The sequence below is a fragment of the Mycobacterium bourgelatii genome (assembly GCF_010723575.1).
Classification (GTDB): Bacteria; Actinomycetota; Actinomycetes; order Mycobacteriales; family Mycobacteriaceae; genus Mycobacterium; species Mycobacterium bourgelatii.
Window position 1 is genome coordinate 3,132,069 of record NZ_BLKZ01000001.1, and the last position, 16,276, is coordinate 3,148,344.

Annotated in this window: 14 protein-coding genes and 3 pseudogenes; 6 read left to right on the plus strand and 11 right to left on the minus strand. The window is 64.6% G+C overall.

Annotated features, from left to right (window positions below; all coding sequences use genetic code 11):
- The 3 genes and pseudogenes from G6N68_RS13605 to G6N68_RS13615 all read left to right on the plus strand — a co-directional run.
- Nucleotides 1-1,125: pseudogene (locus G6N68_RS13605) on the plus strand (amidohydrolase family protein); the annotation flags it as partial.
- Nucleotides 1,126-1,156: 31 nt separating this feature from the next.
- Nucleotides 1,157-1,991 (plus strand): annotated as a pseudogene (locus G6N68_RS13610) (lysophospholipid acyltransferase family protein).
- Nucleotides 1,991-2,422 (plus strand): SRPBCC family protein, encoded by a 432-nt coding sequence (locus G6N68_RS13615; RefSeq protein ID WP_163712938.1) that lies wholly within the window; start codon nucleotides 1,991-1,993, stop codon nucleotides 2,420-2,422. Before G6N68_RS13610 ends, G6N68_RS13615 begins: the two are co-directional and overlap by 1 nt.
- A gap of 83 nt (nucleotides 2,423-2,505) precedes the next feature.
- Here G6N68_RS13615 and G6N68_RS13620 read toward each other — a convergent pair whose 3' ends face one another.
- Entirely contained in the window at nucleotides 2,506-2,964 is a 459-nt protein-coding gene (locus G6N68_RS13620; RefSeq protein WP_163712943.1) for a nuclear transport factor 2 family protein, read from the minus strand.
- 321 nt (nucleotides 2,965-3,285) lie between these two features.
- Nucleotides 3,286-4,688, minus strand: a pseudogene (locus G6N68_RS13625) (IS1380 family transposase).
- A 78-nt stretch (nucleotides 4,689-4,766) separates the two neighbouring features.
- On the opposite strand from G6N68_RS13625, the gene G6N68_RS13630 reads away from it, so the two are divergent.
- The gene (locus tag G6N68_RS13630; protein WP_205351477.1) at nucleotides 4,767-6,674 is read left to right on the plus strand and encodes a potassium transporter Kup; all 1,908 of its coding nucleotides are present in this window, start codon (nucleotides 4,767-4,769) and stop codon (nucleotides 6,672-6,674) included.
- Nucleotides 6,675-6,760: 86 nt separating this feature from the next.
- Here the strand turns inward: G6N68_RS13630 and G6N68_RS13635 are convergent, their stop codons facing one another.
- From G6N68_RS13635 to G6N68_RS13665, 7 genes are all read right to left on the minus strand, one after another.
- Nucleotides 6,761-8,077 (minus strand): cytochrome P450, encoded by a 1,317-nt coding sequence (locus G6N68_RS13635; RefSeq protein ID WP_163712950.1) that lies wholly within the window; start codon nucleotides 8,075-8,077, stop codon nucleotides 6,761-6,763.
- An 86-nt stretch (nucleotides 8,078-8,163) separates the two neighbouring features.
- Nucleotides 8,164-8,589: a lipoprotein LpqH gene (locus tag G6N68_RS13640; RefSeq protein WP_163712953.1), complete on the minus strand. Its 426-nt coding sequence runs from the start codon at nucleotides 8,587-8,589 to the stop codon at nucleotides 8,164-8,166.
- A gap of 68 nt (nucleotides 8,590-8,657) precedes the next feature.
- A complete protein-coding gene (locus G6N68_RS13645) occupies nucleotides 8,658-9,488 on the minus strand; it encodes an SDR family oxidoreductase (RefSeq protein ID WP_163712956.1) in 831 nt (276 codons plus the stop codon).
- A 19-nt stretch (nucleotides 9,489-9,507) separates the two neighbouring features.
- Nucleotides 9,508-9,963, minus strand: coding sequence for an SRPBCC family protein (locus G6N68_RS13650; protein ID WP_163712959.1), 456 nt, complete (start codon nucleotides 9,961-9,963; stop codon nucleotides 9,508-9,510).
- A gap of 51 nt (nucleotides 9,964-10,014) precedes the next feature.
- Nucleotides 10,015-10,443: a transglycosylase family protein gene (locus tag G6N68_RS13655; protein ID WP_240355459.1), complete on the minus strand. Its 429-nt coding sequence runs from the start codon at nucleotides 10,441-10,443 to the stop codon at nucleotides 10,015-10,017.
- Nucleotides 10,444-10,541: 98 nt separating this feature from the next.
- Complete coding sequence (locus tag G6N68_RS13660) at nucleotides 10,542-11,096, minus strand: chorismate mutase (protein ID WP_163712965.1); 555 nt, start codon at nucleotides 11,094-11,096, stop codon at nucleotides 10,542-10,544.
- A gap of 56 nt (nucleotides 11,097-11,152) precedes the next feature.
- Nucleotides 11,153-11,998, minus strand: coding sequence for an alpha/beta fold hydrolase (locus G6N68_RS13665; RefSeq protein WP_163712969.1), 846 nt, complete (start codon nucleotides 11,996-11,998; stop codon nucleotides 11,153-11,155).
- Between the two features lie 110 nt (nucleotides 11,999-12,108).
- Here G6N68_RS13665 and G6N68_RS13670 point away from each other — a divergent pair, with 110 nt between their 5' ends.
- Complete coding sequence (locus G6N68_RS13670; protein WP_205351329.1) at nucleotides 12,109-12,705, plus strand: lipoprotein LppJ family protein; 597 nt, start codon at nucleotides 12,109-12,111, stop codon at nucleotides 12,703-12,705.
- Nucleotides 12,706-12,969: 264 nt separating this feature from the next.
- On the opposite strand, the gene ag85B is transcribed toward G6N68_RS13670, so the two are convergent.
- Nucleotides 12,970-13,950, minus strand: a complete 981-nt coding sequence (ag85B, locus tag G6N68_RS13675) for a diacylglycerol acyltransferase/mycolyltransferase Ag85B (RefSeq protein ID WP_163712972.1) — start codon at nucleotides 13,948-13,950, stop codon at nucleotides 12,970-12,972.
- Between the two features lie 633 nt (nucleotides 13,951-14,583).
- Between ag85B and G6N68_RS13680 the strand changes: the two genes are divergently transcribed.
- Nucleotides 14,584-15,732 carry a DUF7159 family protein gene (locus G6N68_RS13680; protein WP_163712976.1) on the plus strand — a complete coding sequence of 383 codons (1,149 nt, stop codon included), beginning with the start codon at nucleotides 14,584-14,586 and terminating at the stop codon, nucleotides 15,730-15,732.
- Here the strand turns inward: G6N68_RS13680 and G6N68_RS13685 are convergent.
- On the minus strand, nucleotides 15,699-16,271 hold the full coding sequence (locus G6N68_RS13685; protein ID WP_276068855.1) for a YceI family protein: 573 nt from the start codon (nucleotides 16,269-16,271) through the stop codon (nucleotides 15,699-15,701). The two genes, G6N68_RS13680 and G6N68_RS13685, sit on opposite strands and share 34 nt — an antisense overlap.
- Between the last annotated feature and the right edge of the window lie 5 nt (nucleotides 16,272-16,276).

Below are 16,276 nucleotides of genomic sequence, written 5' to 3' on the forward strand. Positions count from 1 at the left end.
TTGGCTGCGTTGCCGGATTTAGCCCAGCACCTCCATGACGTGGCGTTGGTCGATCAGCACGTCCACGGCTGTCGGCTCGCCGCAGGGGATCGGCGCCAGTTCGAGAACGCCCTCAACGAGGCCAACACCCAACCGCTGGCCGACTTCGATTCCGGGTTCGACTCCCAGCTCGGCTTCGCCGTGCGCGCCTACTGCGCGCCAATCCTCGGGCTGCCCAGACACGTCGAGCCGCAGGCCTATTGGGAGCGGCGCAGTCAGTACAGCGAGGCCAAGTTGGCCCAGCTGTTCCTGACGGCGGCAGGGGTGAGCGACTGGCTGGTGGACACCGGAATCTGTGACGACACCGCCATGACCGACCTGGATGAGCTCTCCGCGCTGTCCGGGAACCGGACGCACGAGGTGGTGCGGCTCGAACAGGTCGCCGAACAAGCCGCCGAGGCTCCCGGCGACTACGCCTCCGCATTCGAGGAAATCCTGCATCGGCGCGCCGCGACCGCCGTCGGCACCAAGTCGATTCTGGCCTACCGGGGTGGCTTCGACGGTGATCTGTCCGACCCCTCACCGGCTCAAGTGGCCGAGGCCGCCGCGCGGTGGCGCGACCGGGGCGGTAAACGGTTGGACGACCGGGTACTGCTTCGCTTCGGCCTGCATCGGGCGTTGCGGCTGGACAAACCGCTGCAGTTTCACGTCGGCTTCGGTGACCGCGACTGCGATCTGCACAAGGCCAATCCGCTGTACCTGCTCGACTTTCTTCGGCAGTCCGGCGACACCCCCGTCGTGTTGCTGCACTGCTACCCCTATGAACGCGAAGCCGGTTATCTCGCACAGGCTTTCAACAACGTCTACGTCGACGGCGGCTTGAGCGTGAACCACCTAGGCGCTCGATCACCGGCGTTCATCGGCCGACTGCTGGAGCTGGCACCCTTCCGCAAGATCCTGTACTCGTCCGACGGGTTCGGGCCGGCGGAGCTGCACTTCCTGGGGGCGGCCCTGTGGCGTCACGGAATGTACCGCGTGCTGCGCGAATTCGTGGACAACGGCGATTGGTGTGAAAGCGACGCAATCCGGGTAGTCGACCTTATTGCGTACGGCAACTCCGCCCGCGTCTACCAGCTTGGCGAACGGCTGCGGGGGACAGGACAAGACAGGACACACGATGGGGGCCTTGGGGAATGTAATGGACTGGACCCGCAAACAGGTGGTGTCGCGGGTCCCCAAGGCGGACCTCGACCAGCGGGATCCTGACTACATCCGCGACCAGCTGCCGTTCACCTGGCTGATTGCGTCGCTGTACTTCCGGGCCGACGTGCGTGGCCTCGACCGGATCCCCCCCCGAGGGACCCGTGCTACTTGTCGGCAACCACAGCGGCGGCAACGTGCCGCCCGACACCTTCGTGTTCACCCTTGCGTTCTGTTCCTACTTCGGCGTGGAGCGACCCTTCTACCAGCTGGCCCACAACCTGGTCGTCTCGGCACCGCCGCTGGGCTGGCTGCGCAAATTCGGCACCGTCGCGGCCAATCACGAAAATGCCCAATTGGCGCTGGAGTCCGGGGCGGCGCTGCTGGTGTACCCCGGCGGTGACTACGAAGTCTTTCGGCCCTCGTGGGAACGTCACAAGGTCGATTTCGGTGGGCGCATGGGTTATGTGAAACTGGCCCGCGAAGCCGGCGTGCCGATCGTTCCCGTCGCCGCCGTCGGCGGTCAGGAAAGCGCGTTGTTCCTCAACCGCGGGCAATGGCTGGCCAAGCTGCTGATGGCGGATAAGTTGTTGCGGCTCAAGAGTGTACCGATATCGCTGGCGCTCCCGTGGGGCCTGAACATCAGCGACCTGGCCGGGCACATACCGCTGCCGACCAAGATCGTGATCGAGGTGCAGGAGCCAATCGACCCCGACGGTGATGATCAGGCCGTGCACGACAAGGTGATGGCCAGCCTGCAAGGCGGTGTCGACCGCCTCGCCGCCGAACGACGCTTTCCGGTGCTGGGCTGATGCGCGTCCAACGCCGGTGCATCATCGACGCCGACCGCGACGCGGTGTGGAAGATCGTCAGCGACCCCGACAACTACCCGTCGTTCATGGCCAACCTGGCGCGCTGGGAATCCGCCAACGAGGAAAGCGGCCTCGGCGGCCGCTACACCGTCCATTGGAAGATCGGCTCGGTGCCCGTCGGTGGTCTGATCGAGGTCGTCGAGTTCGACGAGCGCCGCGACCTGGCCTGGGTGGGCCTAACCGGAATCAACCTGCGGGGCCGAATCCGGCTGCGTGACGGCGCCGAAGGCCAGACGAAGGTCACGTTCCGGCTGTCGTACCAGGCGCCGGGGGGCATCTTCGGGTATATCGCCGACCGGATCGCCGTGCGCCAGGTGGGCCGAACGCTGTCCGAAACCCTCAAGGGCCTCAAGGCCATGATCGAAGGATGAATCGCACCGATTACGGCTGAGCCCCAAAGGTTATGGACCGGTTATGGATCCGGGCCTTGGCGGCGCGTCCCGAGCGCGAGTTTTCAGACCAGGCCCGTCGCGTCGAAGATCCAACTGGTGTCCGCGTTGGCCAAGGCCTCGAAATGGCCCGGCGGCGCGAAGGCGACCAGGCTGTTCATGTCCCAATAGTCCTTCCACAGCGTCACCTTGCCGTCGGCGACCTTGTGCACCGTGACGAACCTCAACACGCCCTGCTCGCCCGTTTCGAACGTCCACGTCTCGGAGTGCTCGTACATGACGTCTTCGCCGTCGGCGATCAGCAGACCGCTGTGGTTCTCGTAACCGGCCAGCGGTGCGAGTCCGATCTTGAGCCGCTTGACGATGTCTTCCGGTCCGCGTGCCGCCACCGCCGGCACCGGCATGTCGACGTAGAGGCAGTCATCGGACAGGAACGTCTTGAGTGCGTCCCAATCCCGTCGCGAAAGTGCCTGCCAGAGGCCAAGTACCGTATCCCGAGCCGAGCGCGTCGAATCTTCCGTCACCGCGCAATGACACCCCGTTGCGGCGCGGGTGTCAACCAGTCGCCTACCCCGTGGCACAGTACGAAGAGACCGCCGCGTCACGAATCGAGGGCAGCCGCCGTGCAGACAAGTCCCCAGAAGCTACGCCCCGCGATCGTGATCGGGGCACTAGCCTCGATTTTGCATCGAATTGATGATTGAGCCGTTCTGGCGCTGAATGGTGTTGTTGGGTAGGCATTTTCGGTGTGGTGGCGTGGAGAGTTGTCCCGTGTCGCCGGGCGGGGCGGGCTTTCCTGGGGCCGGTGGTCTTTCGTGGTCGGTTGGGTGGTGGTCGCCGGGGTGTTATCCGAAGGCGGTGCGGATGTGTTGCCAGGCGGTCGCGATGGCTGCGGCCCATCGCCAGGTGGCATCGAGGCGTAGCCGTTGTTGGCGTGCGCCGTGGGTGATGCGGGCGGCGATGTGCAGGATCCGGTAGCGGAATGTGGTGATCTCGATGCGGGCCAGGCCGGGGTGGTCGTGAAAGCCGATCAGCCGGGCCCAGGTGACCAGATCGGTGGCGGCCAGGATGATTTCCAGCCAGGCGGCGTTGGACCAAAACGAGTGGCACGGAAAGTTGCGCAGCCCGGTGGCCTTTAGTTCGCGGATGCGGTCCTCGATGCGGGCGTGCTGGCGGTGCCGCAACTCCAATCCGGCGACTTGACCAGGGATGACCCCGGGTGCGGTGTCGGTGATGAACGCGGTCACGCGCATGCCGTCGGCGTCGGTGAACCGCAGCTGGGCCCCGGGGTGGGGGCGTTCTTTGCGCAGGATCAGCCGGGTTCCGGCCGGCCATGAGGACAGGTTGACCAGACCGGTGGCCTCGGCGACCCAGGCGCCCTCGCGGATACCGCCGTCGGTGTCGATGGCCGGGTCCCAGACATCGGCGAGGGTCAGGGTGTCCACGGCGTCTTGGACCCGCCAATCGACGGGGTAGCCGAAGGAGAACCCCACCCCCAGCCTGCGGCACGCCTGGGCGAAGCGGTGGGTGGACCCGGCGGTGTCGCAGCGCACCAGCAGCTTCGGGTTGTCGGGATCCTCGGGATGGGCGGGGTCGGGCTGGTATCGCCGCGGCAGGGCGGCCAGCGCCTGCTCGAGGACGATGACGTGATCGGAGGCGGTGTTGGAGCCGGCGTTACCGTTGCGCAGCAGCCCGGCCAGGGCCTCCCCGCCGGCGATGTCCGGGCGGTCCAGAAACGCCAGCAGCGGGTGATGACCATAGGTTTTCTTCCAGGTCGCCGCAGCGCCGGTCTTGTTGTCGGAGTGATCGATCACCAGGGTGGCGTCGATGTCGATGTGCAGCCACCCCTGGGTGGGGGCGGCTCCGGCCGCCCAGGCCGCCGCCCGCGCCCGAGCCCGCGCTGTGCGCACCCCCGGCAGGTGTGCGGCATCGATGCGCTGATCGATCAACCGCCACATAGTGGTCGTCGACGCCTTCGCGCCGAACACATGCTCACGATCGCCGCACAGTTGACCAACTGCGTCGATGCAGTCCGCGCCGTCGGCGACCGCGGCCGCCAGATCGGCGAACACGTCCCCGGGCGCATACACCCACGGGCCCCGGTACGTGTCGGCCAACGCGGCGGTGACCTGCGCCGACAACCCGTGCGGTCCGCGAGCTCGCGCAGCATGCCCATCCCGGCGTGCGACACGACACCATGCCCGTCAGCAGACACTTTCACCCGCGATGCTAGCGCGATATTCTTCACTCGCGAAGTGCCTTCCCTTGGGACCGATTGAACCGTAGACAAGTCCAATTATCCCTTGCAGGACAGGCACTTTCGCTTATCTACACCCCGTTTCTCGAGGCATTTCACGAAAAATCTGGGCTAGGTGTCGTATTCGGCGACATCGGCACCAGCCCGATCTACACCATCCAGACGGTGTTCAACCCCAAGGACCCGCATCCAGTTCCGATCAGCACGGAAAACGTCTACGGCGTGGTTTCGTTGATCTTCTGGTCGGTGATGCTCGTCGTAACCCTGACCTACGTAAGCCTGGTGATGCGCGCCGACAACCACGGCGAGGGCGGCATCATGGCGTTGATCACCCTTGTTGGACGCTGGGCGAAGGAACGCGGCGCAGCCAAACGGCGTACCGCCAAAGCACTGAGCGTGTTAGGGATCTTCGGCGCTGCTTTGTTTTTCGGCGACAGCATGATCACCCCGGCGATCTCGGTGCTCTCGGCGGTCGAGGGCGTCAAGGTGATCCAGCCGCATATGGAGACGTGGATCGTGCCGATCACCGCGGTCATCATCGTCACCCTCTTTTCGGTGCAACGGCGGGGCACGGCCACCGTTGGGCGTTTCTTCGGGCCGGTCATGATCGCCTGGTTCACCGTGCTCGGCGCCCTCGGGGTGAAGGCGATCGCTGATAATCCGGCCATCCTCAAGGCGCTATCGCCGCTGTATGCGGGGGAATTCCTGATCGGCCACTTCCATTACGCGTTCTTTTCCCTCGCCGCCATCGTGCTCGCAATCACCGGCGCCGAGGCGCTGTACGCCGACATGGGCCACTTCGGTCATCGCGCGATCGCCATCGGTTGGCTGGCACTGGTGTTGCCCGGGTGCGTCCTCAGTTACTTCGGCCAGGGAGCGCTGGTGCTGAGCAATGCCAGCGCGGTCAATGCGCCGTTCTTCCTGCTCACCCCTGGATGGGCGCGCCTGCCCATGGTCCTGCTGGCCACCGCCGCCACCGTCATCGCGTCGCAGGCCGTCATCACCGGGGCATTCTCGGTGGCGTCCCAAGCGGCTCAGCTCGGCTATCTGCCGCGATTGCGGATCGCCCACACTTCAGCATCGCGGATTGGCCAGATCTATGTGCCGTGGATCAACGGCATGTTGGCGGTAGCGGTACTCACCTTGGTGTTCGCCTTCCGCAGCTCGGCGGCGCTGGCATTCGCTTTCGGCATGGCGGTCACGGGCACGATCACGATCACCACGTCGCTGTTCCTCTTCTACGCGCGCACCTGCTGGCACGCACCGCTGTGGTTGATCGTGCCGGGCGCCATCCTGCTCTTGTCGGTCGATCTGATGTTCTTCGCGGCCAACCTGACGAAACTGGTACACGGCGCGTGGCTGCCTCTGCTCATCGGGCTCGCCGCGTTCACGGTCATGACCACCTGGCAGCGTGGACGCGAAATCGTCACCCACGCACGGAAAGAAGCCGAAGGTCCGCTACGCGAATTCGTCGACAGCCTCGCGGATCATGAGCCACCCTACGCACGGGTTCCCGGCACGGCGGTATTCCTTGATCGCGGTAAGGAAACCGCGCCGCTGGCGATGCGCGCCAACGTCGAGCACAACCACGTGTTGCACGACCACGTGGTCATAATGGCGATTCAAACGCTACCGGTGCCGCGGGTACCCGACGCCGAACGAACCGAAGTCGATGCGCTGGGCTACGTGCGGGATGGAATCATCCATCTGACCGCGTATTTCGGCTACATGGAGACGCCGAACGTCCCGGCGACGCTGCGTCTGCTCGAACCGGACGAGACAGAGGGCAAGATCGCCATCGACGGCGCGTCCTACTACCTGTCGAAGCTCGAACTGACCACCGGGTCGGAGCCGACGATGGCGGCCTGGCGCAAGCGGCTGTTCATTGCCACCTCATACATCACCGCCGACGCCGCCGAATACTTTCGGCTACCGTTGAATCGCACGGTGGTCATGGGCTCGCGGGTCGAGGTCTAACCCCGAGCGCCCGCGAGCAGACGCAAAATTGCCTATTTTGCAGCATTTTTGGCCAATTTTGCGTCTGCTCGCCGCACTCGGCGACGCTATTGGGTGGCGAGCGAGCGTGCCGGGCCCAGGATCACCGGCAGTGACGACCAGCCGCGCAGCACCCGGGTGTCGCGCCTGCTTCCCGCGCCGGCCTGCCGCACGTCGGGGAACCGTTCGAAGAAGGTGCGCAGCCCGACCTCGCCCTCGGCGCGGGCGAGCGCCGCCCCCAGACAGAAGTGGCGCCCAGTGGAGAATGCCAGATGCCTTCCGGCATTGGGCCGTTCGATATCGAAGCGGTGCGGATCGGGGAACACCGCGGGATCGCGGTTGGCTGCCGCCAGATAGATCACGATGAGTTCGCCGCGTTTCACCGGCATGCCCGCCAGCTCAAGGTCTTTGCGGGCCACCCGGGCGCTGATCTGAACGGGCGAGTCCAACCGCAGGATTTCCTCGACCGCATTGGGCCAGAGCTCCGGACGCTGTCGCAGCGTCTCGAGATGCTCCGGCGCGTCCAGTAACATCCGAATTCCGTTGCCCAGCAAGTTAACTGTCGTTTCAAAGCCGGCGGCCAGCACCAGTCCGGCAATCGCCCGCAGTTCTTCGTCGTCGAGATGCGTCTCCGGATCCCCACTTTCGGCCGCGTGGATCAACTGACTCATCAGGTCGTCGCCCGGGTTTCGTCGCAGTTGCTCCAGGTGAGCTTTCAACCAGTCGTTGAACCCGGTGACCCCCAGTTGCACACGCTGGTACTGGCGATAGGGCACACCAATATCCAAACTCGGTGCGCCCAGTTCGCCGAATTCCAGGACGCGGCGACGGTCATAGTTCGGAACGCCGAGGATGTCGCTGATCACCGTGACCGGCAGCTGCGAGCAATACCGTCCGACGACGTCGACCACCCCCGACTCCTCACTGAGCCGGTCCAACAGACTGATCGCGGTCTCCTCGACCCGGTCGCGCAGCGCCGCAACCGCCCGCGAGGTGAATACCGCCGACACCGTCCTGCGATAACGCGTGTGGTCGGGCGGTTCGACGGCCAGCAGCGACGGTGCCTGTAAAGGGTGCAGTTGATCCTTTCGGGTGACTCGCTCCAGCCACCGCATTGGTGCCGGCAGATTCTGGCCCTGCGAAATGACCATGAAGTCGTCCGATCGCAGAACTTCATGCGCCAACCGATGATCGGCGGTTAGGTAGTTCACCCGCGCGCGCACGAGCGGGCCATGCCGACGCACCTCGTCGTAGAAGGGGACCGGATCTGCGGCGATCTTCGGGTCGGTGATCAACCGCGCCTGTAGGTCACCGCGGCGCCTGCCGATCGCCGCCATGCCGCGGACCACGCCATGCATGGAAAACCAGTGCAGTCTTTCTCTCACCGCGCCTCCATCGATGTGCCCGCAAGACGGACCCCTATACGGACTAGTGATACCCAGACTAGGTACGGCGCGGCGACGACGCCGGTTCAGCACTCAGCGACGATTTTGAAGTCCGTATTCACGACCTTGTTGGGATTGTTCTTGCTGTTGATGCCGTAGGCACTCCCGCTGATCGTGTACTCGCCGTTGGCGTACTTGGCCTCCATCTCGCCCACGCCGCCCTCCCAGGCACTGCCGTTGAACCCGTCGACGTTGCGGAGCTTGACGAACTGCGGAATAACCCGCTGACCGCTGATCAGCACCACCGCTTGGATGTCGCCGTCGTGGTCACGGATGTCGATGGTCCGATAGGACGTGATTTGGCTGCATGCGGGCGGACGAGCGGTGTGAGTGACGCCGTCGACGGTGACCCGTGCGGCATTGCGGGGCACCGTCATCTCGGACCCGCAGGCCGAAACTCCCACGACCACCAACAGAGCAGTCCCTGCCACCGTGACCAACCGGTTCCGCACCAGCCACCTCCATTACCGGCGTGTATGTCGTGAGTGTCGTGAGTGTCGTGCGCGTCGTGCCCGAAACATTACTGCCGTTTGGCGCCGATGTCGGGAATTGATGTGAGAATTCGGCTGCGAACGAACTCCGGGCTGATGCCCTTGAGCCTGTCGATCCACCGAATGCTCTTGGGCACGTACCAGTGCAACCGCTTCGGGTGCTGGTAGGCCTGCCATGCGGCCTCGGCAACGCTGCTTGCAGGCATCAGCCGAAACATCCCCTTTTTGGGCGCGGCGGCGCGCAACTGGTCGGGGGTCAGCTTCGCGACACCCTCCGCGGAGTGCTGAGGCGTCGACGTCAGGATCGCGGTGTCGATCAGGCCGGGCAGCACGTCGGCGACGCGTATCCCGTGGCGATCCCATTCCACGCTGAGCGCTTCGGTCAGCCCTTTGACGGCATGCTTGGTCGCCGAGTAGACGGCAATCCGCGGCATGCCATAGGTGCCCGAGGATGACGACGTCGAGAACATCAAGCTGCCGGGTGCCTTCTTTAGGTAGGGCAGCGCGGCGTAAGCCCCGTTGAGTACCGCCTTGAAGTTCACGTCGACCACACGCATCGCGTCCTCGTACGGAACGTCCTCGAACCAGCCGCCTTGACCGATGCCGGCGTTGTTCCACATCATGTCGAGCCCGCCGCCGGGGTTGTCGGCGCAGAAGTCGGCGAGCGCGGCGTCCAGCGCCACCTTGTCCGTGACGTCGACCGCACGGGTCCACAGCCGGACGCCGAGTTCGGTTCTCAGCGACTCCAGACTGGCCTCATTACGGTCGACGGCGCCGACTCGCCAACCCTTACCGTGAAAGAGCTTGGCGCCCTCACGGCCCATCCCGCTGCCCGCACCTGTGATGAATATCGTTTTCATCGTGTGACCGAGCCGCCCCTCAGCCTGCTTCGACCACGGCTTTGATGCGGTGCAACGTCTTCGTCATGTCACGTATGTTGCGTCGTTTCCTGAGGAAACCTCCCAGCACGTAGTAGACCTTGTTCAACGGCGACGGTGTGAGCCGAAATGACTCGGTCACATCGGTGCCGTCACCGGACGGCTCCAACCGGTAGTGCCAGTTGTTGACCGTCCGGTCGCCTAGCAGCACAGCAAACCCGAACTCACGTCCCGGTTCGCACGCCGTCACCTCGCAGGTGGTCCAGTAGACCGGTCCGATCTCGTTGCGTCGCACGTGCCCGCGAAAGCGGGCGCCGAGCTCAGGGCCGGTCGCATCGCCGAGCCACTCGGCCTCGAACGTTTCCGGTGAGAACTTTCCGGTATTTCGAATATCGGCGATTAATTCCCAGATCTTGTCCGCTGGTGCCGCCATATGAACTGTTGCTGAACCCTCCATAAGAGGATCCAAACATGCTCACTGTAACGAAACCAGCCTCTGGAACGATATTTATTGTTTGGGCGTGAATAAGTTGATGATGCCGACGACGGCCTGCTCGAGCTGAACCAGCGGTTTCTGCGGTTGCCCGGCCGTCGGTGCCAGGCCGCCGGCCTTGCCGCATTTCGGCCATGCGCCCGGCCCCTGAGTGGCCAGCACTCGGTTGGCGACGGCGATTTGTTGCTGCTTAGAGGCGTGCGCGGGGTTGCCGACGCCGCCGTGCGCTTCCCATGTCGACTGCTTGAACTGCAGGCCGCCGTAGTGCCCGTTGCCGGTGTTGGCTTGCCAGTTGCCGCCGGACTCGCACTGCGCGACGGCTTCCCAGTTCATGCCTCCGTGAGCGTGTGAGACGCCGGTGGAGAGAGTCAATCCCGCGGCGACGAAACCGGCGGCTGTGGCGATCTTGATGAGGGGCTTTGCGATGTGTGTCATGCCGGACATTTCGCCGGCTGTAGCCAAAGCGTTACCCGCTAGAGAAAATTATGAAATTGATTATCTACCGTGCCGAGATATGCGCAAACCGCGGTAGTTCGGGGGATTCAGGCGCCCGGCAGGTTCCTGCAGTACGACCTGGTCGCGGTGGTCAGAGCACGTTGATAGAGGTTGTCGAAGTGACGGGCACGGATGATCTCGGCGCTCGCGTGCTGAAGCTCCGTGGCGCAGGACGGCGAGTCCAGCAAACTCCAGTTGGCCGCAATCTGAGACAAAATCTTAGTGTTCAAGGTGTCGATCGCGGCCCGGGATGCCGTCAGATCCGGGGGCGCCGCGGGCGCCGTCGCGCCCGCATCGAGCTTCCATTCCGCGAACCGGCTGTACTCGATTGCTTCGGTGGCGCTGATCTGGTCGCGGAAGACCCGGGTGACGTAGTCCGGGTCGAGCTGCTCGGCGGCCGCACGCTGGCCCAGTTCGCTGAGTTCCTGCTCGACGCGGGCTGGATCCTCGATGGCGCCCTGCGTGCTCCACTTGAAGGCGGCTACCGGGTCCGCGACCTCCAACCGCTCCGCGGCGGCGTCGACCAACGCGCGCAGCGGGCTGTCGGCTCGCGCGGGCGTCGCGACCCCGGTGGCGACCGTGCCGACCGCCAAGGAAGCCATCACGGCGCCGGCGACGAAGGCAGAGAGTGGACTGCAGATGGCGGCAATGGTAGTGGTCAGCGGCGGTTCGCGCCGACCCTCGCGATGGCGTCGACGACCGCGGACGGCTCGTCCAGAGCCACGAACGTCTTCGCTGACGGAACTTCGATCATCGTCGAGTTCGGGAACAACGCGGCCATCCGCTTACCCAACGCCGGCTTGAAGCAACGGTCACGCATGCCCCACACCAGGGTGACCGGCTTGTCGAACTGCGGGAAGCGCGTCGACACATCAGTCAGATCGGTGGCCGCCACATGCCGTAGCAGCTTTGCGAGATTGCGCCGGATGCGAACGTCTTTGGCGCAAGGCTCGACCCACGACGCCGTGAGTTCAGGATCCGGACGGCTGACCAACAGACCGAAGCCCAGAGGGGAGTGGCGCAACGCTTGTGACCGCATGAGCGTGAATAAGGCGCCGATGGATTTCGGGCTCCGGAGCGTCGCGAAGACGACCATGAAGGGGAACGGTGGAAACTTGTCGAATGCGTCGCAGTTGGTCAGCACCAACCGGCCAACGCGCTCGGGGTGGGCGTCGATGACGAACTGGCACAGGCCGCCACCCGTGTCGTTGCCCACCAGCGTCACGTCGGAAAGGTCGAGGGCGACCATGAACTCATGGATCATGTCGGCGACGCCGCGCGGAGACAGGTCGGCGTCCTGGTCGACGGGAATGGTGTGCGAGCCCAGCGGCCAGGTCGGCAGGATGCAGCGAAATCCTTGTCGGCCAAGCTGTTCCGCGACTTTAGTCCACAAACGTTCGTCGACGAGAATGCCGTGAACGAACAGCACCGGCGGGTACGCTGAATCCGCGGGTCCGACCTCTCGGTAGGCGATGGTTGCTTGCTTCAAGGCGACCTGCGGCATGTCAGCTATCCTTCGACTAGAACTTACAAACACTCAGTACGAAAGTTACGTGCACTGTGCATGAAAGTCAACCGCGGCCTGGACGACGCAGTGAAAGCCGTTGGCCCACAATGGCTTCAGTACCGTCTGACGGAACGGCAACCGAGCGCGAACGGGCCGACTGGCGGCGGTCGCCGTGGACCCGGCCGTTGATCGCCATTGCTCTCGGCGTCTCGCTGGTGTTCGGCGGGGCTTTCCTCTGGGCTGACGAAGTTCGTTCGCAGGATGACCGGCTCGACCATCCCCTCAACCCGGTCTCCGACGAGCAGAGCCGGACCGAAGTCGTCGAACCGGCCAGGCAGATCGTCGCGGCAGCGGGCCTGCAGACGACGAACGCCGGCTACCAGTTGATGTCGTGCAAGAACCGTGACGAACCGCCGTACCAAGGGGCGATCTATCTGACCTTCGCGCTGCCGACCGGCGTACGGGCGGAAGACTACTTCCCGAAGGTGAAGACCGCGCTGGTCGCCCACGGCTGGACCGAAGGCATGGCAGCCGACGACGACCGACTGGCGAAGTTGACCAAGGACTCCGTCACGGCGATCCTGCAAACCGATCGCGACGACACGAGTATGGGCGTCCTGCGCCTCTACGGTCAGTGCCGCAACGTCAACGATCACCGCAACGACGCCACCACCTGGATCAACATCACCGGCCAGCTGGGCTGACGCGCCCCCACCCCCTTGAGCGTTGACATTGCGCGTAGGGCGACGAAGTACGAGAACACCCCGCCCAAAGCGCAGACTCAACACGAATACGCCCAGGCCCCGCGTTGAGACTGCGCGTAGGGCGACGAAGTACGAGAACACCCCGCCCTCAGCGCAGTCTCAACGCCAAACAAGCGACGCGAATACGCGCGCTCACCCCCTAAACGGCTACTGCGCTTGACGGCAGGGCCGTCAAGCGCAGTAGCGCTAGTAGTAGAGGTGCCGTCAGGCGCGAGCTCCGAGCGCGCCCTGCAGGTCACCCTTCATGGCGTTGAGCTGTGCGCCCCAGTACTCCCAGCTGTGCGTGCCGTCGTTCTGGAAGTTGAACACGGCGTTGTGGCCGCCGGCCGCGTTGTAGGCGTCCTGGAACTTGATGTTGCTGCTACGCACGAAGTTCTCCAGGAACTCGGCGGGCAGGTTGGCGCCACCCAGCTCCGAGGGCTTGCCGTTGCCGCAGTACACCCACAGGCGGGTGTTGTTGCCGACCAGCTCCGGAATGTGCAGCGACGGGTCGTTGCGCTGCCACGCGGGGTCACTCGACGGTCCCCACATGTCGGAGGCCTTGTAGCCACCGGCGTCACCCATGGCCAGACCGATCAACGACGGGCCCATGCCCTGCGACGGGTCCAACAGGGCCGACAGCGACCCGGCGTAGACGAACTGGGCGGGGTGGTAGACAGCCAGGATCAGCGCAGACGAACCGGCCATGGAAATACCCACCGCGGCGCTGCCGGTCGGCTTGACGCTCCTATTGCTCGCCAGATAGGCGGGCAGCTCGCTGGTCAGGAAGGTCTCCCACTTGTACGTGCTGCAGCCGGCCTTACCGCAAGCCGGGCTGTACCAGTCGCTGTAGAAGCTGGATTGCCCGCCGACAGGCATGACGACCGACAGCCCGGACTGGTAGTACCACTCGAAGGCGGGAGTATTAATGTCCCAGCCGTTGTAGTCCTCCTGAGCGCGCAATCCGTCGAGTAGGTAAACGGCCGGTGAATTGTCGCCGCCGCTCTGGAATTGGACCTTAATACTGCGGCCCATTGACGCCGACGGCACCTGCAGGTACTCAACCGGCAATCCTGGCCGGGAAAATGCTCCCGAGGTCGCCGTTCCGCCGGCGAGTCCGACCAGGCCAGGAAGGGTGGCGGCCGCAGCCGCGCCGACTAGAAGCCGGCGTCCCCAAGCCCGTATCTTCCCGCTCACGTCTGTCATACAAGTGCCCCTTTTATCCTTAAGTGGTCGTGCTCTCGGCAGAACTTACCGTGTGAGTAGGCCATATGTCGATGTGGACGCAAACCCATTTCGGTTTTGTATCGGTTACCGCCACGGGTACCGCAACTGTGCTATGCGGACCGTGCCGGTAATACCGGATTCGTTTATATCCCCCCACGTCAGCGGAGAAACGACACACACGCCGGTGTTATGCACGCGTTATGTACTTGAAAGCAGAGTGCGGCCAAGCGCACCGCCGGCAATTTGTAAGTGCAACTAATCAAAGTCGTCGTTCCGACAGCAACTTTTCTCAACCAACGCCGGCCATTCGGTCGCGACTTTACGCCCGCCCGGTCCGGGACTTTAGGCGGGCGGCTGCAGGGAAGGCATGGGAAGGACAGCGGGCAGGACGGCGAATCGGCGTCCTGTGATTTTGTACACCGGTCTAGTTTGAGCTCGCGCCGACGCGTAGGCTCTGCACGAAGCAAGCCGGTGGACACGAAACTCATCCCGGACCATCCAGGACGATCTGAGCCGTTCCCGCGCGCATGCACCACCGCACCCAGAGTCTTTGGTGTGCGTTGGCGCTAGCAGGAGGGCGTCGGAGGTCTGGGACCGATAGAGGTGCGAAATTTGGATACGGTACTAGGGCTATCAGTAACGCCGACGGCCCTCGGGTGGGTTCTCGCTGAAGGACATGGCGCGGACGGCACCATCGTTGACCATCAGGAGATAGCACTCGACGCAGGCGGCGGCGTTCGGGCCGTAAGCACCGCAGAGCAGGTCGCGGCGGAGGTCTTGCGGGCCAGCGCGGTGGCCGCCGAGTCCGGCCACCGGCTCCGTGTCGTCGGCGTGACGTGGAACGACGAAGCAGCAGCCCAGGCCGCGCTACTACTTGAGGCATTGACCGACGCCGGTTTCGACAACGTCGTGCCGGTTCGGATGCTCGATGCCGTCGAGACCCTGGCCCAGGCCATAGCTCCCGTCATCGGCTACGAGCGCACCGCGGTGTGCATTCTCGAACAGGATTGGGCGACCGTGGCAATGGTCGACACCCATGACGGAGCTGTCCAGACGGCGGTTAAGCATGTGCGCGGGGGATTCGACGGTTTGAGCTCCTGGCTCACTGGGATGTTCGACCGAAGCGCATGGCGCCCGGCGGGCGTCGTGGTGGTGGGTTCCGATGACGACGTCGCCGAATTCTCCTGGCAATTGGAAAAGGCGCTGCCGGTTCCCGTCTTTGCGCAAACCATGGCCCAAGTGACGATCGCCCGGGGCGCCGCATTGGCCGCGGCTCAGAGCACCGAGTTCACCGACGAGGGCCTGGCGGCCAACACCGTCGAGCCCGTGGTCGAGCCCGCGCGGTCCCGTTCGCTGACCTACGCCGGCGCCGCGACGACGCTGGCCGCCGCCGCGGTGACCTTCGTGGCGTCGGTGTCGCTGGCGATCGGCTTGCAGCTGTTCCCCGAGAGAGATAGCGGGCCCGCTGACCACCGGGCGCACGAGCCCAAGCCTCCCGTCGCGGAGGCCGTGGCGTCCACACCGCCTCCGGCGCCCCAGCATGCCGAGCCGTCGCCGGTTCCAGCAGCTGTGTCCCAGCCCCCGGTAACGCAGGAACCGATCCGCCTCGCCGCCGATGAGCAGGCCGAGGAGCCGGCTCCGGACGAACAGCCGAGCGGCGTGTTGTCGCAAACGGATCCAAACAACCCGCTCCAGTTGACCAGGGTGCTCGACCACATCCCGGGGACTCAGGGCGACTTGACCGAGAGCCCTCCCGAGTAGTCGGCGGTCTTGGCCCGTACCGCTTCAAAGGACACAGTCACCTCGTCGGCCACTTGCATGGCGCCCATCATCATCGAATAGGGCTTGATGCCGTAGTCGGACTGACGGACGGTGGACGCCGCCGACATGCGCCACGATTCGCCCAAATCCTCTGTGCGCAAGTCGATTACGTGTTCACGCGACTTGCCCCGGATGCTCAGGACGCCGGTCAATCGGTAGCCGCCCTCTGTCTCGTCGACGGCATCCGCGACAAAGCGGATTTCGGGAAACCGTCCGGCGTTCAGCGACCGCAGCGCATTCGAGCGCACTAGCGACTTCTCGGGTCCGGACAGCACTTTGACGCCACCCTCGCCACTCTGGACCTCCATCGAATCCACCTCTACCGCAAGCTCCGCAGCGGTGGGAGTGCCGTCCACCCATGTCGCCGTCGCTTGCCAGCGGGTCATCAGGATGGTGAGCCGATGGCCCATTCGTGCGGCCGGTCCGGTCACCCCCGTCCGAACGGTTAACTCGCCATCAGAGGCGTCCAGGGTCCACAGGTCGG